Source organism: Streptomyces sp. NBC_00078 (assembly GCF_026343335.1).
In the GTDB taxonomy this organism is placed as follows: Bacteria; Actinomycetota; Actinomycetes; order Streptomycetales; family Streptomycetaceae; genus Streptomyces.
The window spans coordinates 1,950,024-1,972,185 of record NZ_JAPELX010000001.1 but is presented as its reverse complement, the minus strand read 5'-3'; the positions used below and the strand labels follow the sequence as shown (position 1 = coordinate 1,972,185).

The window sequence follows — 22,162 nt, the reverse complement described above, 5'->3', positions numbered from 1 at the left end:
GTCCGGGCTCAACTGCGCACTCTGGATTACGTGTTCAGCACGTGATTCCCTCCCCAGCACGGCCGAGGAGGTCTCCTTGTGCGCCTGTTCCGCAGTCTGGCCTCAGTGACCGTCGCCGTCGCTCTCGTGATGTCCCTGCCGTGCGAAGCGCTTCCCCACGCGCGCGTGCAGCCCGGGAAGCCCCCCTCCCCGCAGCCCTTCGGTGCGGCGTGCCGCACCAAGGTCACCGGCTCCCATGTGACCACGTACTGCCACAACCCGTATCCGCAGACCGACGGCGTCAGCCTGCACGTCGAGTGCGCCCGGTGGTGGGACATCGACACCGACGGTGTGCGGGTCGACACCGGCCCGGCGATGACCGTACGGCTCACCGGACGGTGCTGGGAGGAAGTCCGCTCGGTGTGGATCAGCCACCAGAAACGGTGAACCGTCCGGGACGGCACAGGAACGGGTAACTCGCCGCCTCGACGCCGGCCGCCTCGGCGTCCCCCGCGCGGATCGCGTCGACCAGCCGGGTGTGGTCCATGTACGTCTCCGGTGTCAGCTCCGCGCCGACGTCCTCGCGCAGCCAGTCCCGCAGCACCTCGCCGAGGTCCGCGTACATCGCGCTCATCACGTCGTTGTGGGACGCCGCCACCACCGCCAGGTGGAAGGTCGCGTCCGCCGTCACGAACGCCTCCGTCTCGCCGGACTCCCAGGCCTCCTCGCGCCGCACGAGAAGCGCGTCGAGCTGCTTGAGGTCCTTCTCCGTGCGCCGCCCGGCGGCCAGCCGCGCGGCCGCCGACTCCAGCGTGGCGCGCAGCTCGGCGATGTGCCGCGGGTCCGCGTCGGCGAAGCGGCGGTGCATCACACCCGCCAGTTCACTGGTCGCCGCGACATAGGTGCCGGAGCCTTGGCGGATGTCCAGCAGGCCGTTGTGCGCGAGTGCGCGGACGGCCTCACGGACGGTGTTCCGTGCGACGCCGAGCTGCTCGACCAGCTCCGGCTCCGTCGGGATGCGTGAGCCGACCGGCCACTCGCCCGAGGTGATCTGGTGCCGCAGGGCCGCGATGACCTGCTCGGACAGCGCCGAACGGCGGGGGTGACTCAGGGGCATGGCACACCTTCGCACGAGATGGCCGGGAGCGGCCGGCCCGGCAGTGGACAACCAATCATCCCATGATTCTATGATGGGTGTCATGGCAAGCCAGGAAACCAGGACGACGACATCCCCGGCCGTGCGCAGTCCGGCCGCGGACGAGCCCCAGCGACCCGCCACGCGCGCGTGGACGATGCGACTGCTCGTGATCGGCATCGTCCTGTCGGCGCTCAACCTCCGCCCCGCCATCACCAGCCTCGGCGCGCTCCTCGAAGAGGTCCGTGACGGACTCGGCATGAGCGGCAGCGTGGCCGGACTGCTCACCTCCGTGCCCCCGCTCTGCTTCGCCGTCTTCGGCGTCACGGCAGCGCGCCTCGCCCGCCGTTTCGGGCCGGGCGCGGTGGTGTGCGCGGGCATGGTCGCCATCACCGCGGGCCTGCTCATACGGCCGTACACGGGCAGCACGGCCGGCTTCCTGGCCGCGAGCGCGCTCGCCCTCATGGGCATCGCGGTCAGCAACGTCCTGATGCCGGTCATCGTCAAGCGCTGGTTCCCGGACCGGGTGGGCTCCATGACCGGCCTCTACTCGATGGCCCTCGCCCTGGGCACGGCCGCCGCGGCGGCCGTGACCGTGCCCCTGACCGACGCACTGGGCGGAAGCTGGCAGTCGGGGCTCGCGGTGTGGGCGGCTCTCGCCGTGACGGCGGTGGTGCCGTGGATCCCGTTCGTACGACAGCGGGGGCCGGAGCCCGCCGAGCAGCCGGCCGTACCGAGGGAGCACGCGCGCGTGGAGGCACCCGCGCTGCGGATCACCCGGAGCCGTACCGCCTGGGCACTCGCCGTCTTCTTCGGGCTCCAGGCCACCGCCGCCTACATCACGATGGGCTGGATGGCGCAGATCTTCCGGGACGCGGGAGTGCCCGCGGGCACGGCGGGGCTGCTGCTCGCCGTCACCATGGTGATGGGCGTCCCGCTGGCCTTCGTCATCCCGCGGGTCGCCGCCAGGCTGCCGCACCAGGGGCCGATCGTGATCGCGCTGGGCGCCTGCGGACTCGCCGGTTACGCCGGCCTGTATCTCGCACCGGCCGCCGGGGCCTGGGTCTGGGCACTACTGCTCGGCATCGCCAACTGCGCCTTCCCGCTCGCCCTCACGATGGTCGGCATGCGGGCCAGGACCGGCGCGGGCGTCGCCCAGCTGTCGGCCTTCGCGCAGAGCACCGGCTATCTGATCTCCATCCCCGGCCCCCTCCTGGTGGGCGTGCTCTACCAGCACAGCGGCGGCTGGGGTCTGCCGATCGCGCTCATGGCCGCGCTGATGGTCCCGCAGATGCTGGTCGGCGTCCTGGCCGGGCGCAATCGCACGGTGGAGGACGAGGCGGCCCGCTGACCCCGCTGACCCCCGGGCGAACGGTCGCGGGCGCGTGGTGCGAGACTTGCCGTATGCCAGTGCTCGACCCGAATCCCCAGAACGGCCAGAAGAAGATGCTGCTCGTCTTCGGCTCGTTCCTCGCCATCTTCGTGATCATCGCCGTCATCGCGACGATCGCCTCGCCGTGACGCCCCGGGCAGGGGCCCGGTAGCGGGACCCGGCAGCGGGATCCGGTGCCGGGACCCGATGGTGGTGCTAGCACCACCATCCCTTAGGGGGTGAGTGTCAGGGTCAACTGGGTGGATCTCCGGATGGGTTGAGGACTGCGGAGTCCGTAACTTCGGAGTGTGGCCGCGAGAGGCGGGCCACCGACCACTCGAAGACCCGCGGAGGCATCCATGTCGGCCCACACGCACACCCGGCCCCACCCGGCGTCCACGGGTGGCGTGGACATCCGGCTGCCCTGGTGGGCCCTCGTTCTGCCGACGCTCGCCTTCATCGTGCTCCTCGCGCTGATGCTGAATCCGACGGACGCGCAGGCGGCGGCGAGCGACCCGGCTATCGCCCACCTGTTCGAGCGGGCGCAGCAGCTCATAGCGCGTTGAACACCGGCTGGACCGCTGGTCAACTACCCGCGCCCTGTGGCCTGTTTCATGCGAAGCTGGATCCCATGAGCGTCGCAGAACCCCGCAGGATCGTCCTTTTCCGGCATGCGAAAGCCGACTGGCCACAGGTCGCGGACCACGAGCGCCCCCTCGCGGAGCGGGGCCGATCGGACGCCGCAGTCTCCGGACGCAAGCTGGTCGACACCGGCATCCCCTTCGATCTGGCCCTTTGCTCCACCTCGCTCCGGACCCGCGAGACCTGGAAGTTCGCCGTCCACGAGTTCCCGCACCGGCCGAAGACCGTCTATGAAGAGCGGATCTACGAGGCCTCGCCGGGCGAGCTGATCGCGCTGCTCAACGAGGTCCCCGACGACGCGCAGAACGCCGTACTCATCGGTCACAACCCTGGCGTGCAGGGCCTCGCCGACGTCCTGGCCGGTTCGTCCGAAGGCGACGCCCGCGAGCGGATGGACCGCCGGGGCTTCCCGGCCGCCGCCTTCGCCGTCCTGTCCTTCGAGGGCTCCTGGAAGAGCCTGGAGCCGGCCGTGGCCACACTGCTCGACTACTGGGCGCCGACCGAGTAGCCGACACCACGACCGAGGGGCCCGGCACCACCACGGTGCCGGGCCCCTGGACGTCAGGGACGCTCACTCCTCGTCGTGGGTGTCCGCCGCCTCGACCTCTTCGCGGGTGACGCCCAGCAGGTACAGGACCGTGTCGAGGAAGGGCACGTTCACCGCGGTGTGCGCCGCCTCCCGTACGACCGGCTTGGCGTTGAAGGCGACACCGAGACCGGCCGCGTTCAGCATGTCAAGGTCGTTGGCGCCGTCGCCGATCGCCACGGTCTGGGCGAGCGGTACGCCCGCCTCGGCGGCGAACCGGCGCAGCAGCCGTGCTTTGCCCGCGCGGTCGACGATCTCGCCGGTGACCTTGCCGGTCAGCTTCCCGTCGACGATCTCCAGGGTGTTGGCCTGGGCGAAGTCGAGCCCGAGCCGCTCCTTGAGGTCGTCGGTGACCTGGGTGAACCCACCCGACACCACACCCACCTGGTACCCGAGCCGCTTCAGCGTGCGGATCAGGGTGCGGGCACCGGGTGTCAGCCGTACCTCACTGCGCACCTTGTCCACCACGGAGGCGTCGAGCCCCTCCAGGAGCGCCACGCGCGCGTGCAGTGACTGCTCGAAGTCCAGCTCGCCGCGCATCGCCGCAGCCGTCACGTCGGCGACCTTGTCCTCGCAGCCCGCGTGGGCGGCGAAGAGCTCGATCACCTCGTCCTGGATGAGGGTGGAGTCGACGTCCATGACGACCAGCCGCTGCGCCCGCCGGTGCAGCCCCGCCGCGACGACCGCCACGTCGACACCGAGTGCCGCCGCGTCCGTCACCAGCGCGGTGCGCAGGGGTTCGGTCTCGACGCCGGAGACCGCGAACTCGACCGCCGTCACGGGGTACTTCGCGAGGCGGAAGATGCGGTCGATGTTGCCGCCGGCCTTGGTGATCTTGGCGGTGATCCGGGCGGTCGCCTCCGACGTGAGCGGATGCCCGAGCACGGTGACCAGGGAGCGTCCGAGGCCTCGTGGCCGGTTGTCACCGTGGCCGGAGATGATCTCGGCCTGCATCTTCATCGACTCGGCCCAGCTGTGGACGGTCGCCCGCAGATCCCCCTCGAGTCCGTCCGCCGGAGGGGTCACGAGCGCGCACAGCACGATCCGGCCACGGGTGACGACCTGCTCGATGTCGACCACGTCGACGGAGTAGGCGGCGAGGGTGTCGAAGAGACCGGCCGTGATTCCCGGCCTGTCCTTGCCGAAGATCTTGACGAGGAGAGTGGGAACGTCAGAGGTCGAGGTCTGCGATGCGCTCATGGTGTACCCACCGTATCCGGCACGCAGTGCCTACCGCCGCCGCGGTCCGCCTAGCGGACACGGAACAGTGGGTGTCGGCCGCATGACGGCCTGCTGAAGAGTCGGCCACGTCCGCGCCGACTGCCGCGGTCGACGACGGGCGCAGTCACACCGGCACCACCGACGCGTCAGGCTCACGGGCGGCCCTTGGGCCTTCCTGGCGGGGGAGGAGGAGGCGGAGGCGGGCCCTCGTCCGGTGAGGAAGGCGACCGGTTTCCGGGCTGCGGCCTGGGCGGACGGCGCGGCGATCGCGGAGGCGGACCACCGAGCGGCCGCGCCACCGTGGGCGCGCCGTACACGCCGCTGTTGCCGGCGTCGGGCGGCGGCTTGCCGGGCCCTCGCCTCTCGCCGGACCGCGGCCGTACGTCCTCCGGTTCCGGTTCCCGCAGCTCGTCCGGCAGCCGCAGATACGGATTGGTGGCGGGGTTCGGAGCCCGGTAGGACGCACCGGGTGTGTACGGCCCCGAAGCATCTCCCGGCGTGGCCGCCTCGCCGGCAGGCATTCCGGTCCCAGCCGCAGCCCCGGCCTCGCGCGCGTACTGCGGATGATCGGCGCCCCCGGCCGGCGCCGCCCCTGGCGCGCCGCTCAGCGCAAGCGGCGCCGCCCGCCTCCCCGCAGCGCCGGACGCCCGTGCCAGCAGCGCCCCGGCGGCCCCGGCCCCCGCACCCCACAGAGCGCCCAGGAGCAGTGCCATGCCGAGGTGACCCTGCAGCTCGATCCCGGCGCCGAACGCATCGAAGCCCAGCACCGACAGCGAGGCGTCCACCGACACCTCCGTCAGCCACGCGAGCAGCGGCAGAGTCAACGCGGCGACGACGCCCAGCCGCACCGCACACCGCCCCGCGTGGCCGAGGGCGCCCGGCCCCCGTACGCCCGCAGGGCCCGCCCCCGCCGGGCCACCCCCGACGGCGACCGGCGTCCGTACCGCGGTCAGCACCCCCGCCAGGAGCATCAGCACGGCCGCCGCCACCGCCAGCAGCCACACGCGGCCGTCCAGGTCCGCCAGCCGCCCCAGCGTCACCGACCGGTCGGTCTTCGCGGTGAGCAGGCCGTCGAGCGGGTGGGGCAGGACCTTGGTCAGCGCGCCCGTCGCACTGCCGTCGTACGGAACGAACAGGCCGATCGGGATGCCGAGCCAGGTGCCATTGGGTGCGCCGAGCAGCGCGGCGCCGAAGATCCGCTTGGGATGGTCGTCACCGATCGCCGCGTACACTGCCGCCGCGCAGCCCGCCGCCACCGCCACCAGCATCACCGCGACGACCGCCGACACCGCCGGCCGGACGACCCTGTGCACGGCCTCCCAGCCGCGCGGCAGAGGGGTGCGGCGCGAGGCCAGCAGGGCGATCAGCAGGATGCCGGCCGACCAGCCGAGCCCGCCGAGCAGCGTGGGCGCCGTGTCGACGGTGAAACCGACCGCCGCCTTCGCGTGGATGAGGTTGCCGATGTTGTCGGGCAGCAACCCACCGATGTCACTGATGTCGCCCAGACCCGGGATGTTGACGCCGCCATCGCCACCCCCGCCACCGGGCAGCTTGTCCAGTCCCAGCGAGCCCCCGTCGATCGTGATGACGTCGTGACCCGCCCAGGTAAGCCCCCCCAGCATCGCCACGAACAGCGCCACCACCGCGCCCGCGCGCGCGAGGAGTTCGGCCGGCGCGATCACAACTCCGGCCGCACGCAGGGACCGTAGGAAGAACCAGGACAGCAAAAGCGCGCCGACGAGGCTGACACCCAATGGCGTGATCGTGACGGCCGTGTGGGCCTCCGCACCTTTCAACCCGAACGCGGACACATCGCCCGACGGGGTCACCGAACCGCCGGCCCCCAGTGCCACGACCGCCGCGGTCATCGGGCCGAGCGAACCCGACGCGTCCGCCTCCAGCAGATGCAGGCCGAGCGCCGCCGTGCCCGCCATCCCGATCAACGCCCAGCTCACGGAGGCGATCGCGGACAACACAACATCTCCCCACGGCACTTGTGTGCCGCGCGTGCCGTTCTTCGCGGTCTCGAACCTCGACGACGCGCTCATCGCAGACCCCCCGATCCGCAGCACGGCACGGTGGCCGCGCATGTCCCCCTCGCGTGGATTACCACTCTCCGGGTCGGTTTCAACCCCGTCAACGGAACCGGCCGACGCGTACGTGCGTGATCTTCACCAGGCCCGACTTTCGGTCAGGGGGGCGAGCCTGAAATAGTTCCCGACGATGTTCGACATCCCTAGACTCCCTGTGATGGGGGTAACTCGGGGGACTACTCAGTGGGGCTGGAGTGCCGGAACTCGTACTGGAATTGAATGGACGCACCTGGACGCTCGATCCGTCCAGGCCGTACACCCTCGGACGCGATCCGCAGGGCGACATCGTGCTCGACGACGCCAGGGTGTCCTGGCGTCACGCCACGATCAGCTGGGGCGGCCGTAGTTGGGTCATCGAGGACCACGGCTCCACCAACGGCACGTTCGTGCAGGGGCAGCGGATCCATCAGATGGAAATCGGGCCCGGCTCGGCGGTGCACCTCGGCAACGCGACCGACGGCCCGCTCGTGAGCGTCGGCGGCGCGGCGGCCGGCGTGGCCTCACCGCAGGCTCGGCCTCAGCCTCAGCAGCAGCCGTACGCCGCACAGGGCGCGAGCCCCGGCTGGGCGCAGCAGGCACCACCGCAGCAGCAGGCACCGCAGGCAGGCTGGCAGCAACCGCAGCAGGCCGCGCCGATCCCGCAGCAGCAGGGCCCCGGTGGTGGCGCGGGGGCGCCGCCGGTCTACGGCGACCGCAGCCCGACCACGTTCCACCAGTTCTCGCTGGGCCGTGTGATGCGCATCGGCCGTGCGCTGGAGAACGAGCTGGTCGTCTCCGACCTGCAGGTCTCCCGCCACCACGCCGAGTTCCACGCCACCCCCGACGGCCGCTTCGAGATCCGCGACCTGGGCTCGCACAACGGCACGTACGTCAACGGCCAGCCGATCACCAAGGGCGGCTCCCAGCTGCTCGGCCCGAACGACATCGTGGGCGTCGGCCACTCCACGTTCCGGCTGGTCGGAGACCGCCTCGAGGAGTTCGTCGACACCGGTGAGGTCTCCTTCTCGGCCCGCCACCTGACCGTCACGGTCGACGGCGGCAAGCAGATCCTCAAGGACGTCTCCTTCGGCGTACCCGAGAAGTCGCTGATCGCGGTCATCGGCCCGTCCGGCTCCGGCAAGTCGACCCTGCTCAAGGCGCTCACCGGCTACCGGCCCGCCAACCAGGGCGATGTCCTCTACGACAACCGGAACCTGTACAAGCAGTTCGCCGAGCTGCGCCAGCGCATCGGTCTGGTCCCGCAGGACGACATCCTGCACAAGGAGCTGACCGTCAAGAAGGCCCTCAAGTACGCGGCCAAGCTCCGCTTCCCGGCCGACACCACGACCGCCGAGCGCGAGGCCCGCATCGACGAGGTGCTGCGCGAGCTGAAGCTGGACATCCACAAGGAGAAGAAGGTCACCTCCCTCTCCGGTGGCCAGCGCAAGCGCGTCTCGGTGGCCCTGGAGCTGCTCACCAAGCCGTCGCTGATCTTCCTGGACGAGCCGACCTCCGGTCTCGACCCGGGCATGGACCGCGACGTCATGCAGCTGCTGCGCGGTCTCGCCGACGACGGCCGCACCGTTCTCGTCGTCACCCACTCGGTGGCCGAGCTGGCGATCTGCGACAAGCTCCTGGTGATGGCGCCGGGCGGCTCGGTCGCCTACTTCGGCCCGCCGGATGAGGCACTGAACTTCTTCGGCTACGACACCTGGGCCGACGTCTTCTCCGCCTTCGAGAACTACCGCGACTACGACTGGGCGGGCCGCTGGAAGGGCTCGCAGCACTACCAGATGTACGCCGCGGACATCGACGCCGTTGCGCCGCAGTCCGTACAGATGCCGCCGATGCAGGCGATGAAGCCGCCCAAGCCGCAGGGCTGGATGTCTCAGTTCGTCACGCTGGTGCGCCGCTATACCTCGGTCATCGCATCCGACAAGGGCTTCCTGGCCCTGACGGTGATCCTGCCGCTCGTCCTCGGCTCGGTGAGCCTGCTCATCGACTCGGGGAAGGGCCTGCTGCCCAACCCGATGATCAACCAGGCCACCGGACAGCCCGTCCCGAACGGCACGGCCACCACGGTCCTGCTGATCCTCGCGGTCGGCGCCTGCTTCGCCGGAGCCGCGAACTCCGTCCGTGAGCTGATCAAGGAACGGGTCATCTACGAGCGGGAGCGCGCCACCGGCCTGTCCCGTTCGGCCTACCTGATGTCCAAGGTCTTCGTGCTCGGCGTGGTCACCGTGCTGCAGGGCCTGATGGTCGGCGTCATCGGCTTCGCCAGCCGCGAGATCCCCAAGGAGGGTCTGGTCTTCGGCAGCGCCACACTGATCGAGCTCTCCGTGCCGATCATGGCGCTGGGCTTCAGCTCGATGATGTTCGGCCTGATCATCTCGTCGCTGGTGAAGACGGCCGAGAAGACCATGCCGCTGCTGGTCATGTTCGCGATCATCCAGGTCGTGTTCACCGGCTGCCTGTTCACCCTGAACGGCTCGATCGGCGCCAACCAGATCTCCTACCTGATGCCGTCCCGCTGGGCGGTCGCCGCGGCCGGCGCCACACTCGACTTCAACAAGATCAGCCCGCCAGGCAAGGACAAGAGCAACGACCCGCTGTGGCAGCACACCGTCGGCGCCTGGGGCATGGACATGGCCGCCCTGATCGTCCTCGGCATCATCTGCGGCTTCTTCGTGGCCCGCTTCCTGCGTCGCCACGAGCCGGAAGTCATGCGCAAGTAGTTCTGACCACAGGTCATGCGCAAGCAGTTCTGATACGACCGCGAAGGGCGGCACCCGTCAGGGGGTGCCGCCCTTCGGCGTTCACGTGCAGAGGTCCGCGCTGACCTCAGTACGCGCTGTTGACGTTGTCGATCGAGCCGTACTTGTCGGCCGCGTAGTTGGCGGCGGCGGTGATGTTGGCGACCGGGTTGTAGATGTTCCAGGACGTGCCCGAGACGTGGTAGGCGCTGAAGGTCGGCGGGATGACCTGCAGCAGCCCCTTCGACGGGATGCCGTTGATGGCGTTGATGTCCCAGCCGTTGATGGCGTTCGGGTTGCCCGAGGACTCCCGCATGATGTTGCGGTGGAGGCCGTTGTAGGAACCCGGGATGCCCTTGTTCTTCATGATGTCGAGGCTGTGCTTGATCCAGCCGTCGAGGTTGTTGGCGTAGTACCTCGGCGAGGCCTTCTTCAGCGCGGCGCGCTTGGCGGACCGGCTCGCGGCCTCCTTCGCCTTGCGCGCGGCGGCGGCCTTCTTGGCAGCGGCCTTCTTCTTGGCGGCGGCCTCGGCGGCCGCCTTCTTCTTCGCGGCGGCAGCGGCCGCGGTCTTCTTCTTCGCGGCGGCCTTGGCCTCGATGGCCTGGGCCTTCAGGCTGGCACCGGCGAGCTGGTCGGTGACGCTGGCCTTGACGTCCTTCACCTGGCCGGAGCCGTACGCCACCTTGGCTGTGGAAACGGTGGCCTCGTTCGTGGTCGTCTCGGCGTTGCTGGGGACCGCGGAGAACGCGATGGCGGCGGCACCGAGGGTGGCGACACCGGCTATGGCGATCTTGTGGTGGCGGTTCAGCGAGCGACTGAGTCGGCGAAAATCGGTGTTCTTGGGCATGGCAACGGACCTCTTCGAATAGCGCGGAGTCGCTCTCTGTCCGGCGGGGGACACGGGTCCTTCCCGCACAAACGCCGCGGGGGGAACCCGCGGCGTCGAGCGACAGCAGCCATTCTTAGCGGCCGCAAAATGCCGTGGCAAAGGTGTGACGTACGATCCCGGGTAGTTGACCAGGGAAGGGCAAAATGGGACAGACCAGACTGTCTGTCCCGCTCAAAAGGGGACGGTTTATCTCCTAACGTGCTTCGTACGTGATCTGCGCCCTATGCGCGGGCTCACATCGAGCCCATAGCGGTCTCACCGCTAGTTGCTGGAGCAATGCTCTGTGTGAGGAGACTCCTGCGGGAGGATGAGGTGGATGTCCCCGAACTCGTGCCACAGGTAGAGCCCGTGCAGCGCCTCCTCGTAGCTGCGGTCGACCGCGGCCCGGCCGGCGATCGCCTCCAGCATCAGCAGATGCGAGGCCTGCGGCTCATGCAGCCCGGTCAGCAGTCCGTCCACCACCCGCACCCCGCGCTCCGGGGTGACGACGAGGTCCGTCCACCCCGCACGCGCGCGTACGACGCCGTCGGTCCCGGCCGCCGACTCCACGGCCCGCACGGCGGTCGTCCCCACCGCGACGACCCTGCCGTCCCCCGCCTTCGCGGCGTTGATCAGCCGTGCCGACGCCTCCGGCACCGAGAACCTCTCCGGATACGGCGGCTCATGTGCCTCCGCCGAGGCGACCCCGGTGTGCAGGGTGACGGGCGCGAACTGCACCCCGCGGCTCACCAGCTCCGTGACCAGCCGCGCCGTGAAGGGCCGGGCCGCACTCGGCATCTCCGCACTGCCCGCGCCGTCGGCCGACGGCAGCGCGAACACCGTCTGGTACACGGACAGCGGCTGGTCCCGCTCCGTATAGGAGTAGCGGATGGGCCGCCCGTGCTCCCGCAGCATCCCGAGGACCTCCGCCCCCGAAGCCCGCGCCCACCGCAAACGCTCGCCACCCACGCTCAGCGGCTCCTCCAGGAGTAGCCGCACGCCGCCGGGCAGACACACCTCCTTCCCCGCGGGCCCACCCGCACGCGCGCGTGCAGTGCCCTTCCCGTCGGGATCCACACGCGCGCGTGTGGTGCCCCTCCCGTCGGTATCCCGCAGCTCCACCGCCCACCGCCCGTCGTCGCCGCACGTGGAGAAGTGCACCACCACGCGCGCGTGCCCGACCCACCCGTCCACGGCGGCGGCCAGCGTGGGCGAGGTGTTCACGACGAGCAGATCGCCGGCCCGCAGCAGCCGCGGCAACTCCGTGAACGCGTGGTGCGACACCTCGGTCCCGCGCGACACGAGCAGCCGTACGGCATCCCGGTCGAGCCCGGGCCCACGCTGCTCGACCGGGAGGCGGGCCGACAACTCCTCCGGCACCTTCACCGCCACCGTCATCCCTGCACCTCCAGCAGCGCCGAAGCCGCATAGCGGCCGCTCGCCGGACGCTCCTCCAGCAACCGGAGGAAGGCCGGCACCACACTGGCGGGCGCCGGCCGCGGATCGTCGTCGTCCGGTACGGCCGCCGCGTACAGGTCCGTGGCCATGTCCCCCGGATCGACCGCCCACACCCGTAGCCCGGGCTCCTCCTCGCCCAGCACGGCCGCGAGCTGGTCCAGGGCGGCCTTGGACGACCCGTACCCGCCCCACGTCTCGTAGGCCTCGGCGGCCGCGTCCGAGCTGACCGCGATCACCGAGCCTGCCTCGGACGCGCGCAGCAGCGGCAGCGCCTCCTGGACCAGGCCCAGCGCGGCCACCACGTTCACCTCCAGCGCCCGCCGCAGCCCCTCAAGGGCCAGATTCTCCAGCCGTACGAGCGGCTCGGCGCCCAGCGCACTGGCGTTGCTCACCAGCAGATCGACGCCGCCCAGCTTCCACGCGGCCGCCACCAGCTCCGCCCGGTGAGCGGAGTCCGTGACGTCCCCGGGCACGGCGGTCACGCGCGTGCCGTACGCCGATACGGCCCCTGCCGCCTCGGTGAGGGCCCCCTCGCTCCTGGCGTCGAGCACCAGATCCCAGCCGCGCGCGGCCAGCGCCTCGGCGAGCGCCCGTCCGAGCCCCTTCGAGGCCCCCGTGATGATCGCTACCGGCATGACACTTCCCCTCGTCCAGCCCGCCTGTCGATCGGCGGTGACATCACCGTAGGAACGGGCCCGCCCGCGCCGCCTCGGACGCGGGCCGCAGACAGCCGGGGCCCTTCGGCCTAAGCCGCGGGCCCCGGACCCAGGACCTAGGCCACCGGCCCTAGGTCCACCGGCGCAGGCCCCGCCGTCACAGGTCCGATCCGCGGTGTCACACCCCGCCGGTACCTTGAGGACATGAGCCAAGGCCCCCGGTCCGGCCTCGCAGCGGTGAGTTCCGCGCTGCTGGCCATGAGCAGGCACCTCGAGGTGCGTGACGTCCTCAAGACGATCGTCGCCTCGGCCCGCGAGCTGCTCGACGCGCAGTACGCGGCGCTCGGCGTCCCCGACGACCACGGCGGCTTCGCCCAGTTCGTGGTCGACGGCATGAGCGACGCCCAGTGGAAGGCCATCGGCCCGCTCCCCCGCCAGCACGGCATCCTCGCCGCCATGCTGCAGGAGGCGAAGATCGAGCGCCTCGCCGACGTGCGCGAGGACCCCCGCTTCGAGGGCTGGCCCTCCGCTCACCCCGACATGTCCGACTTCCTGGGCCTCCCCATCAAGGACGGCGACGAGGTCATCGGCGCGCTCTTCCTCGCCAACAAGACCTGCCCGAAGCCGAAAGGCGGCTGTGGCTTCACCGAGGAGGACGAGGACCTGCTCGCCATCCTCGCCCAGCACGCCGCGATCGCCCTCACCAACGCCCGCCTGTACGAGCGCAGCCGCGAGCTGACGATCGCCGAGGAGCGCTCCCGCCTCGCGCACGAACTGCACGACGCAGTCAGCCAGAAGCTCTTCTCCCTGCGCCTGACCGCCCAGGCCGCCGCGGCCCTCGTCGACCGTGACCCGTCCCGCGCCAAGGGCGAGCTGCAGCAGGTGGCCGTGCTCGCCGCCGAGGCGGCCGACGAACTGCGCGCCGCCGTCGTCGAGTTGCGCCCCGCGGCCCTCGACGAGGACGGCCTCGTCGCCACCCTGCGCACCCAGATCCACGTCCTCGACCGTGCCCACACCGCGCGCGTGACCTTCGACAGCTGCGGCGTGCGCGCACTGCCCGCCGCGCAGGAGGAAGCCCTGCTGCGCGTCGCCCAGGAGGCCCTGCACAACGCCCTGCGGCACTCCGGGGCGGAGCACGTGGAGGTGGCGCTGGCCCGGCGCGGCACCGCAGTCGCTCTGCGCGTGACGGACGACGGCAGCGGCTTCGACCCCCAGTCGATACGACGGGCCGGACGCCATCTGGGCCTGGTGTCCATGCGCGACCGCACGAGCGGGGTCGGCGGCAGGCTGACGGTGCAATCGGAGCCCGGCAAGGGCACCACGATCGAGATGGAGGTCCCCGGTGGCTGACCCAATCAAGGTGCTGCTCGTCGACGACCACCAGGTGGTCCGCCGCGGCCTGCGTACGTTCCTCGAAGTGCAGGACGACATCGAGGTCGTGGGCGAGGCGGCCGACGGCGCCGAAGGAGTCGCCCGCGCCGAGGAGTTGCAGCCCGACATCGTCCTGATGGACGTCAAGATGCCGGGCATGGACGGGGTCGACGCGCTCCGCAGGCTCCGAGAGCTGGCGAACCCCGCGCGCGTACTGATCGTCACCAGCTTCACCGAACAGCGCACGGTGGTCCCGGCCCTGCGCGCGGGCGCCGCCGGTTACGTCTACAAGGACGTGGACCCGGACGCGCTCGCCGGAGCCATCCGCTCGGTCCACGCCGGGCACATCCTGCTCCAACCCGAGGTGGCGGGCGCCCTGTTGGCCCAGGAAGGGGCCAACTCGGGCCAGGGGAGAGGCGGTTCACTCACGGAGCGGGAGCGCGAGGTGCTCGGCCTGATAGCGGACGGCCGCTCGAACCGGGAGATCGCGCGTGCCCTCGTCCTGTCCGAGAAGACCGTGAAGACCCACGTCTCGAACATCCTGATGAAGCTCGACCTGGCGGACCGCACCCAGGCGGCGCTGTGGGCAGTACGCCACGGCGTGACCGGCTGATACGCGCCGCTCGCGCCGGTACGCAGCGGCAATACGGAGGGTTCCCTTCCGGGCTGAGATTCATACCGTCGTGGGAATGTCCCCCGGATGGCGCATCCTTCGTGGATCTCCGCCGTTCTCCAGTGCGTGCTGCGGCGATTGCCGCGGCTACCGCTAGGGAGGGCTAAGAAAGTGAAGAACCTGAAGAAGGCAGCGGCCGTGACGATGGTGGCCGGCGGCCTGATCGCCGCTGGTGCCGGCATGGCTTCCGCCACTGACGCGCACGCCGATGGCACGGCCGTGGGCTCCCCGGGCATCGTCTCGGGCAACCTCGTCCAGGCCCCGGTTCACATCCCGGTGAACGCGGTCGGCAACAGCGTGAACGTCATCGGCGTCCTGAACCCCGCCTTCGGCAACCTGGGCGTCAACCGCTGACGACCGCCACACGGCGTGCATAGACCTCCGGCCTCCCGAGCATTCCCGGGAGGCCGGTCAGTTTTCGCCCGGTGTCACACGCAGACCTGTACAACGCCGGTCGGGCAACATCAGCCCGTCCGGCGTTTGAGGACGAGGCCGTTCAGGCCGATACGGGGGCCTGGGGGCAGAGCCCCCAGAAGCGGCCACCCGAACTCCGGTCACCCAGGACAAACAGGCTCACCGAACCCCCCGCTCCCGCTCCTCCACAACGGAGTTGTACGCAGCGACCTGAGCCCGCCGAGCCACCCGCTCCACCGGCCGCAACACCCCCGACCGCGCCGCCATCTCGGCGGAGCTGACCGCACCCCCGTGCCCGTTCTCCTGGGCGAGGGAGATCAACAACCCGATCCGCTGCGCCAGCTCCAGCACCCGCACCGCCCGCGGCGGATACCCGGGTGCCAGCACCTCCCGCTCCCGCTCGGCCCGCGCCCGATACGCGTCGATCGCCGCCTCCGCCACCGGCCCCGACGCCGCGACGTCCAACCGGGCCAGAACCTCGGTGGCCTCCCGCAACGCCTCGGCCAGCTCCCGCTCGGCCTCGCCCAGCGAGGGCACGTCGGCCGGCGGAGCCTCCCGCACCGCCAGACAGTGCCAGACGACCTCGACATGCACATCGCCGTCGGGCCCGGCCTCGTACACCTCGGGAACCAGCCCGAGCGCGGCGCCGTAACAGACGACCGCCTCCTCGGCCTCTATTGCCCGCGCATTGAACTCCGCCGGCCCGCTCAGGCCCAACGGATGCCCCGGCGCGGGCAGCGCGAGCCGCAGCCCCGTCACGCCGAGCGCCCGCAGCCGCCCCAGCGCGAGCGTGAGCCCGACCGGCCCCGACTCCCCGGGCAGCCCCTCCATCCTGTGCAGTGCGTCGTCCCCGACGATCGCGAGCACGGCGTCGTCAGGTGAGACAAGTCCGGCCAAAAGGGCGTTTCCCCAAGCGGCAAGGCGTCCTGAACGTGGTTCCGACAGCATGCCTCCACCCTAAGGACCGGACCGATGGAATGGAGCTGCCGACCGGTGGCGTAGATTTCTTCGAGGGCGGCGCCACAGGCGCCCGCGACCGCCGAGATGCCGAGACCGGTCACACTGCAAGGGGAGACAACGCGCTCATGAGCGATGTTCTGGAGCTTCAGGACGTATCCGTGGTCCGGGAGGGCCGGGCTCTGGTGGACCAGGTCTCCTGGTCGGTCAAGGAAGGCGAGCGCTGGGTCATCCTCGGCCCGAACGGCGCCGGCAAGACCACCCTCCTGAACGTCGCGTCCAGCTACCTCTACCCCAGCACGGGCACGGCGGCCATCCTCGGCGAGACCCTCGGCAAGCCCGGCACCGACGTCTTCGAACTGCGCCCGCGCATCGGCATGGCCGGCATCGCCATGGCCGACAAGCTCCCCAAGCGCCAGACCGTCCTGCAGACCGTGCTGACCGCCGCGTACGGCATGACCGCCGGCTGGCACGAGGACTACGAGGACATCGACGAGCAGCGCGCCCGCGCCTTCCTCGACCGCCTCGGCATGACCGAGTACGTGGACCGCAAGTTCGGCACCCTCTCCGAGGGCGAGCGCAAGCGCACCCTCATCGCCCGCGCCCTGATGACCGACCCCGAGCTCCTCCTCCTCGACGAGCCCGCCGCCGGCCTCGACCTCGGCGGCCGAGAGGACCTCGTACGCCGCCTCGGCCGGCTCGCCCGCGACCCGATCGCCCCCTCGATGATCATGGTGACCCACCACGTCGAGGAGATCGCCCCGGGCTTCACCCACGTCCTGATGATCCGTCAGGGCAAGGTTCTCGCCGCGGGCCCGCTGGAGCTCGAGCTCACCTCCCGCAATCTCTCCCTCTGCTTCGGCCTCCCGCTCGTCGTGGAACAGGTGGGCGACCGTTGGACCGCTCAGGGCCTGCCGCTGTCCTGACTCTGTCCTGACTCTGTGAAGTACCCGCGAAAACACGGGTAAGAAGCCCTCCTCACCACATCGCGCCCTGTCCGAGGCGGGACCCGCGGTCCTACCATGACCATGTGAACGACATCGACGCATGGGTGTGGTGGCTCGTAGGCGCGGCTGCGCTCGGAATCCCGCTCGTGGTGACGGCGATGCCGGAGTTCGGCATGCTCGCGGTGGGCGCAGTCGCCGCCGCCGTCATCGCCGGACTGGGCTTCGGAGCGGTGGCCCAGGTACTCGCCTTCGTCGCCGTCTCGGTCGCCCTCATCGCCGTCGTACGGCCCATCGCGGCCCGGCACAGTGCACAACGCCCTCAACTCGCCACAGGCGTCGAGGCGTTGAAGGGCAAGCAAGCCGTCGTACTGGAGCGCGTCGACGGCTCCGGAGGCCGGATCAAGCTGGCCGGCGAGGTCTGGTCGGCACGCTCGCTCGACACCGACAGCGCGTACGAAGTGGGGCAGGAAGTGGATGTCGTGGAGATCGAAGGGGCCACCGCGATTGTCATCTGACCTCGTACGACTCAACTGAACCGAACAGCACACGAGTTGTGCGACGGTCTGTCAGACTCGACCAGCAAGATCTTCAACAACCATAAGATCTTCCGAAAGAGCCGAGGCGGAGAAGGGTACGGGGAACGACGATGGAACCGGTCATCATCGTCCTGATCATTCTGGTGGTGTTGGTCTTCATCGCCCTGATCAGGACAATCCAAGTCATCCCACAGGCCAGCGCCGCCATCGTCGAGCGCTTTGGCCGTTATACGCGGACACTCAACGCGGGCCTCAACATCGTCGTCCCGTTCATCGACACGATCCGCAACCGCATCGACCTGCGCGAGCAGGTCGTGCCGTTCCCGCCCCAGCCGGTGATCACCCAGGACAACCTTGTCGTCAACATCGACACGGTCATCTACTACCAGGTGACCGACGCCCGGGCCGCCACTTACGAAGTGGCCAGCTACATCCAGGCAATTGAGCAGTTGACGGTCACCACGCTGCGCAACATCATCGGTGGCATGGACCTGGAGCGGACCCTGACCTCCCGCGAGGAGATCAACGCGGCCCTGCGCGGTGTCCTCGACGAGGCCACCGGCAAGTGGGGCATCCGCGTCAACCGCGTCGAGCTGAAGGCGATCGAACCGCCCACCTCCATCCAGGACTCGATGGAGAAGCAGATGCGCGCCGACCGTGACAAGCGCGCCGCGATCCTCACCGCGGAAGGTACGCGCCAGGCCGCGATCCTCACCGCCGAAGGTGAGAAGCAGTCCCAGATCCTGCGCGCCGAGGGTGAGGCCAAGGCGGCCGCCCTGCGCGCCGAGGGCGAGGCTCAGGCGATCCGTACGGTCTTCGAGTCCATCCACGCCGGCGACCCCGACCAGAAGCTGCTCGCCTACCAGTACCTCCAGATGCTCCCGAAGATCGCCGAGGGAGACGCCAACAAGCTCTGGATCGTCCCCAGCGAGATCGGCGACGCACTCAAGGGACTGTCCGGCGCGATGGGCAACTTCGGCCCCTTCGGCGGTAATTCAGGCGGAAACTCAGGCGGCGGAGGCAACTCCGGCGGCTCGGAACGCCGAGAGAAGCCGTCCATCGACTGACGGCTCCTTCCAGAACTACGTCAGACCCCGCGCCCCCACTTCGAGGGGCGCGGGGCCGTAGCCCGGCTGACGCTTAAGCGGCCTCCCGAGCCAACCAAGCCGGCAGCGCCTGAAAGTCCTCGGCCCCCAGCGTCAGCAGCATCGCATCCTGCGGCGTCGGCTCGAACGGCTGCCGCAGCAGCGGCATCCCCGCCTGCTCCGGAGTCCGGTCCGCCTTGCGGTGGTTGTCCTCCGCACACGAGGCGACCGTGTTGAGCCACGAGTCCCTACCGCCCTGAGCCCGAGGCACCACGTGGTCCACCGTCGTCGCCCGGCGACCGCAGTACGCGCACCGGTGCCGGTCCCTGACCAGCACACCCCGCCTCGACCACGGAGCTTGTCTTCGGAACGGCACCCTCACGTACCTGCACAGCCGGATCACCCGGGGCACGGGTATGTCGACCGCGGCTCCGCGCATGCGCAGTTCGGGGTGGGCCTGCTCGACAACGGCCTTGTCCTGCAGCACCAGAACGACGGCTCGATTCAACGTCACCGTCGACAGCGGCTCGAAGCTCGCGTTCAGCACCAGCGTGTCCCGCATCCAGCCCACCTCCCATGCGCACCGGGCCCACCCTCTGGCGGGCTTGGATCAACTCTGGCCGGGCACGCCGAGATGGACAACGCAATAAAAAATGCCCGCCCCCGATCACTTCCATGACCAGGGGCGGGCAAACGTTCAATGAACGCTCTGCTTACTCAGCTCTCCGCGGGACTCTCGTACGCGCCGATGAGCTGGGCACGCGCGATCGCGTGGAACCGCAGGTTGAAACCGACGACGGCGGGAGAGGCGTCGGAATCCGGACCGAGCTTCTCCTGGTCCACGGCGTACACGGTAAAAACATACCGGTGCGACCCGTCCCCAGGCGGGGGAGCAGCCCCGCCGAAGTCCTTGCTCCCGTAGTCGTTGCGCGCCTGCACGGCACCCTCGGGCAGTCCCTCGAACTTGCCACTGCCCGCGCCCACCGGAAGCTCGGTCACCGAGGCCGGGATGTCGAACAGGACCCAGTGCCAGAACCCGCTGCCCGTCGGGGCGTCCGGGTCGTAGCAGGTCACGGCGAAGCCCTTGGTCTCCGGCGGGAAGCCCTCCCACCGCAGGTGCGGCGAGGTGTTGCCGCCCGCGTAGACCTGAGCGTCCCTGAGCGTCGCACCCTCCTCGACGTCCTCACTCGTGACCGTGAACGACGGCACGGGCGGATGGAAGTCATGCGGGAGCGGACGCCTCTTGAGCTCGGTCACGTCGGTACCTCCTGATCGATTACTGGAATCAGCAGTTCCGAGCCTAGAACCAGCTGCGCTTGCTGCCGACCTCGGACAGCCACTGGTTGAGGTACGCCGCCCAGTCGGTCGCGTGGAAGTCGTGCAGACCCACCTGGAACGACCGGAACGTGTCACTGCCCTCGCTGAACAGCCCCGGCTTCTTGTCCATCTCCAGGATGACGTCCATCGCGTGCTCGTCGGCCACGAAGCTCAACTCGACCTGGTTCAGTCCGCGGTACTGCGACGGCGGGAAGAACTCGATCTCCTGGTAGAACGGAAGCTTCTGGCGCGTGTTCCGGATGTGCCCGCGCTCCATGTCCGCGTTCTTGAAGCGGAAGCCCAGCTGGATGAAGGCGTCCAGGATCGCCTTCTGCGCCGGCAGCGGGTGCACGTTGATCGGGTCCAGGTCGCCGGAGTCCACCGCCCGCGCGATCTCCAGCTCGGTCCGCACACCGATGTGCATGCCGCGCAGGGCCTGCCCGTCGATCGTGGTGACCGGCGTCTCCCAGGGGATCTCCAGCCCGAACGGCATGGCGTGCGCGGCCCCGGCCTGCAGCTCGAAGGCGCCACCGAGCCGCACCATCGTGAACTCGATGTTCTGCTTGTACTCCTGGTCGCCGCTCTCGACCTCGACCTGCGCCTGCAGGCCCACCGACAGGCCCTCGATCTCCTGGTTCACAGACCCGCCCTGGATCCGCACCTCGCCCTGGACGACGCCGCCCGGAACGACGTTGACCTCGGTCAGCACCGTCTCGACCGAAGCCCCGCCGGCCCCCAGGCTCGCGAGCAGCTTCTTGAACGCCATGTCTCTCCTCTTACGTATGGACCCTTGATCCCTACAAACGCGATCCGGGCGCGCCCGGTTCCGCGCCCTCACCCTGGCAAGCAGACGGAACCTTGACCACCCCTTGGCCCCCACCCGTCTGGACTAGGCTCGGGCGCCATGATCGCGTCACCGGACCGTATGCCACTCCCCAGGGAGTTCTTCGACCGCCCCGTACTGGAAGTCGCCCCCGACCTCCTGGGCCGACTCCTCGTGCGTACGACCCCGGACGGTCCGATCGCCCTGCGCCTCACGGAGGTCGAGGCGTACGACGGCGCGAACGACCCGGGCTCCCACGCCTATCGCGGCCCCACGCCCCGCAACGGCGTGATGTTCGGTCCGCCCGGGCACGTGTACGTCTACTTCACCTACGGCATGTGGTTCTGCATGAACCTGGTGTGCGGCCCCGAAGGGCGGGCGAGCGCCGTCCTGCTCCGGGCCGGCGAGATCGTCGAGGGTGCCGAGCTCGCGCGTAAACGTCGACTCTCGGCCCGAAACGACAAGGAACTGGCCAAAGGGCCCGCACGCCTGGCCACCGCCCTGGACGTGGGCCGGGACCTGGACGGCACGGACGCATGTAGCTCCGGAGACACTCCCCTCCGCATCCTGACGGGCACTCCGATCGCCCCCCACCAGGTGCGCAACGGTCCCCGCACCGGCGTGGCCGGTGTCGGGGGCGTCCACCCCTGGCGCTTCTGGAGCGCCAACGACCCCACGGTGAGCCCCTATCGGGCGCACGTCCCGAAGCGTCGCCGAAGTTGACTCGCCCTTGGAAGGTGCGTAATGTAGCCCGAGCCGCTGAACCGGGTATGGCAATCGCCAGCAGCCGGAAGCGGCCAAACCACTACCTACGATCACCCCTCAGCGGGGGCGAATTCAGCGTGCCCGCATGCCTGAATTCCAACTCGCGGAACTCGATTATGAGTAGCAGAGGGAATCGGCTAACGTGGTGAATGTCGAAAGGCCCCGCCGACAGGGAATCAGGCCCGAAAGGATCTGATAGAGTCGGGACCGCCGGAAAGGGAAACGCGAAAGCGGGATCCTGGAAAGCACCGAGGAAATCGGATCGGGAAACGGTCTGATAGAGTCGGAAACGCAAGACCGAAGGGAAGCGCCCGGAGGAAAGCCCGAGAGGGTGAGTACAAAGGAAGCGTCCGTTCCTTGAGAACTCAACAGCGTGCCAAAAATCAACGCCAGATATGTTGATACCCCGTCCGCCGGACTTGTTCCGGTGGTCGAGGTTCCTTTGAAGTAAAACACAGCGAGGACGCTGTGAACGGCTGGGCTTATTCCGCCCGGCTGTTCCGCTCTCGTGGTGTCATCCCGATGACGGGAG

The 22,162-nt window shown here is 69.7% G+C and carries 23 protein-coding genes; 13 read left to right on the top strand and 10 right to left on the bottom strand.

Annotation, left to right across the window (positions count from 1 at the left end; all coding sequences use genetic code 11):
• The first annotated feature begins 78 nt into the window (after positions 1-78).
• Entirely contained in the window at positions 79-426 is a 348-nt protein-coding gene (locus tag OOK07_RS09155) for a hypothetical protein (RefSeq protein WP_266678619.1), read from the top strand.
• On the opposite strand, the gene OOK07_RS09150 is transcribed toward OOK07_RS09155, so the two are convergent.
• Positions 407-1,096 (bottom strand): FadR/GntR family transcriptional regulator, encoded by a 690-nt coding sequence (locus tag OOK07_RS09150; protein ID WP_266678617.1) that lies wholly within the window; start codon positions 1,094-1,096, stop codon positions 407-409. The genes OOK07_RS09155 and OOK07_RS09150 overlap by 20 nt on opposite strands.
• A gap of 70 nt (positions 1,097-1,166) precedes the next feature.
• On the opposite strand from OOK07_RS09150, the gene OOK07_RS09145 reads away from it, so the two are divergent.
• The 4 genes from OOK07_RS09145 (at position 1,167) to OOK07_RS09130 (ending at position 3,636) form a co-directional block, all read left to right on the top strand.
• Positions 1,167-2,465, top strand: coding sequence for a CynX/NimT family MFS transporter (locus OOK07_RS09145; protein ID WP_266678615.1), 1,299 nt, complete (start codon positions 1,167-1,169; stop codon positions 2,463-2,465).
• A gap of 53 nt (positions 2,466-2,518) precedes the next feature.
• Positions 2,519-2,635, top strand: a complete 117-nt coding sequence (locus tag OOK07_RS09140) for an SGM_5486 family transporter-associated protein (protein ID WP_097262240.1) — start codon at positions 2,519-2,521, stop codon at positions 2,633-2,635.
• Positions 2,636-2,845: 210 nt separating this feature from the next.
• Positions 2,846-3,052, top strand: coding sequence for a hypothetical protein (locus OOK07_RS09135; RefSeq protein WP_266678613.1), 207 nt, complete (start codon positions 2,846-2,848; stop codon positions 3,050-3,052).
• 65 nt (positions 3,053-3,117) lie between these two features.
• Positions 3,118-3,636 (top strand): SixA phosphatase family protein, encoded by a 519-nt coding sequence (locus tag OOK07_RS09130; protein ID WP_266678611.1) that lies wholly within the window; start codon positions 3,118-3,120, stop codon positions 3,634-3,636.
• A 63-nt stretch (positions 3,637-3,699) separates the two neighbouring features.
• Here OOK07_RS09130 and serB read toward each other — a convergent pair whose 3' ends face one another.
• Together serB and OOK07_RS09120 are read right to left on the bottom strand one after the other, a co-directional pair.
• Positions 3,700-4,914 carry a phosphoserine phosphatase SerB gene (serB, locus tag OOK07_RS09125; protein WP_266678609.1) on the bottom strand — a complete coding sequence of 405 codons (1,215 nt, stop codon included), beginning with the start codon at positions 4,912-4,914 and terminating at the stop codon, positions 3,700-3,702.
• A 173-nt stretch (positions 4,915-5,087) separates the two neighbouring features.
• Positions 5,088-6,983, bottom strand: coding sequence for a streptophobe family protein (locus tag OOK07_RS09120; protein WP_266795863.1), 1,896 nt, complete (start codon positions 6,981-6,983; stop codon positions 5,088-5,090).
• Between the two features lie 239 nt (positions 6,984-7,222).
• Here OOK07_RS09120 and OOK07_RS09115 point away from each other — a divergent pair, with 239 nt between their 5' ends.
• Positions 7,223-9,742, top strand: a complete 2,520-nt coding sequence (locus tag OOK07_RS09115; RefSeq protein ID WP_266678605.1) for an ABC transporter ATP-binding protein/permease — start codon at positions 7,223-7,225, stop codon at positions 9,740-9,742.
• 106 nt (positions 9,743-9,848) lie between these two features.
• Here OOK07_RS09115 and OOK07_RS09110 read toward each other — a convergent pair whose 3' ends face one another.
• From OOK07_RS09110 to OOK07_RS09100, 3 genes are all read right to left on the bottom strand, one after another.
• Entirely contained in the window at positions 9,849-10,607 is a 759-nt protein-coding gene (locus OOK07_RS09110) for a transglycosylase SLT domain-containing protein (RefSeq protein WP_266795862.1), read from the bottom strand.
• A gap of 303 nt (positions 10,608-10,910) precedes the next feature.
• The gene (locus OOK07_RS09105) at positions 10,911-12,026 is read right to left on the bottom strand and encodes an S-adenosylmethionine:tRNA ribosyltransferase-isomerase (protein ID WP_266795861.1); all 1,116 of its coding nucleotides are present in this window, start codon (positions 12,024-12,026) and stop codon (positions 10,911-10,913) included.
• Positions 12,023-12,721, bottom strand: coding sequence for an SDR family NAD(P)-dependent oxidoreductase (locus tag OOK07_RS09100; RefSeq protein ID WP_266678599.1), 699 nt, complete (start codon positions 12,719-12,721; stop codon positions 12,023-12,025). The genes OOK07_RS09105 and OOK07_RS09100 overlap by 4 nt, the downstream gene beginning before the upstream one ends.
• Before the next feature lie 225 nt (positions 12,722-12,946).
• On the opposite strand from OOK07_RS09100, the gene OOK07_RS09095 reads away from it, so the two are divergent.
• The 3 genes from OOK07_RS09095 (at position 12,947) to chpE (ending at position 15,140) form a co-directional block, all read left to right on the top strand.
• Positions 12,947-14,092: a GAF domain-containing sensor histidine kinase gene (locus tag OOK07_RS09095; RefSeq protein WP_266678597.1), complete on the top strand. Its 1,146-nt coding sequence runs from the start codon at positions 12,947-12,949 to the stop codon at positions 14,090-14,092.
• Entirely contained in the window at positions 14,085-14,726 is a 642-nt protein-coding gene (locus tag OOK07_RS09090; RefSeq protein ID WP_266678595.1) for a response regulator, read from the top strand. Before OOK07_RS09095 ends, OOK07_RS09090 begins: the two co-directional genes overlap by 8 nt.
• A 171-nt stretch (positions 14,727-14,897) precedes the next feature.
• Complete coding sequence (gene chpE / locus OOK07_RS09085; RefSeq protein WP_266678593.1) at positions 14,898-15,140, top strand: chaplin ChpE; 243 nt, start codon at positions 14,898-14,900, stop codon at positions 15,138-15,140.
• Between the two features lie 219 nt (positions 15,141-15,359).
• Here the strand turns inward: chpE and OOK07_RS09080 are convergent, their stop codons facing one another.
• Entirely contained in the window at positions 15,360-16,148 is a 789-nt protein-coding gene (locus tag OOK07_RS09080) for an Rv1486c family protein (RefSeq protein WP_266795859.1), read from the bottom strand.
• 137 nt (positions 16,149-16,285) lie between these two features.
• Here OOK07_RS09080 and OOK07_RS09075 point away from each other — a divergent pair, with 137 nt between their 5' ends.
• The 3 genes from OOK07_RS09075 (at position 16,286) to OOK07_RS09065 (ending at position 18,707) form a co-directional block, all read left to right on the top strand.
• A complete protein-coding gene (locus OOK07_RS09075) occupies positions 16,286-17,083 on the top strand; it encodes an ABC transporter ATP-binding protein (protein WP_266511776.1) in 798 nt (265 codons plus the stop codon).
• A gap of 104 nt (positions 17,084-17,187) precedes the next feature.
• Positions 17,188-17,619, top strand: a complete 432-nt coding sequence (locus OOK07_RS09070) for an NfeD family protein (protein ID WP_266585641.1) — start codon at positions 17,188-17,190, stop codon at positions 17,617-17,619.
• Between the two features lie 131 nt (positions 17,620-17,750).
• Positions 17,751-18,707 (top strand): SPFH domain-containing protein, encoded by a 957-nt coding sequence (locus OOK07_RS09065; protein WP_266678589.1) that lies wholly within the window; start codon positions 17,751-17,753, stop codon positions 18,705-18,707.
• A gap of 73 nt (positions 18,708-18,780) precedes the next feature.
• Here the strand turns inward: OOK07_RS09065 and OOK07_RS09060 are convergent, their stop codons facing one another.
• The 3 genes from OOK07_RS09060 to OOK07_RS09050 all read right to left on the bottom strand — a co-directional run bounded on the left by OOK07_RS09060 (position 18,781) and on the right by OOK07_RS09050 (position 20,808).
• On the bottom strand, positions 18,781-19,287 hold the full coding sequence (locus tag OOK07_RS09060) for an HNH endonuclease (RefSeq protein WP_266678587.1): 507 nt from the start codon (positions 19,285-19,287) through the stop codon (positions 18,781-18,783).
• 155 nt (positions 19,288-19,442) lie between these two features.
• A complete protein-coding gene (locus tag OOK07_RS09055; protein ID WP_266678585.1) occupies positions 19,443-19,982 on the bottom strand; it encodes a YbhB/YbcL family Raf kinase inhibitor-like protein in 540 nt (179 codons plus the stop codon).
• A 43-nt stretch (positions 19,983-20,025) separates the two neighbouring features.
• Positions 20,026-20,808, bottom strand: a complete 783-nt coding sequence (locus OOK07_RS09050) for a sporulation protein (RefSeq protein WP_266795857.1) — start codon at positions 20,806-20,808, stop codon at positions 20,026-20,028.
• Positions 20,809-20,946: 138 nt separating this feature from the next.
• Between OOK07_RS09050 and OOK07_RS09045 the strand changes: the two genes are divergently transcribed.
• Entirely contained in the window at positions 20,947-21,588 is a 642-nt protein-coding gene (locus tag OOK07_RS09045) for a DNA-3-methyladenine glycosylase (protein WP_266795856.1), read from the top strand.
• Positions 21,589-22,162 lie beyond the last annotated feature (574 nt).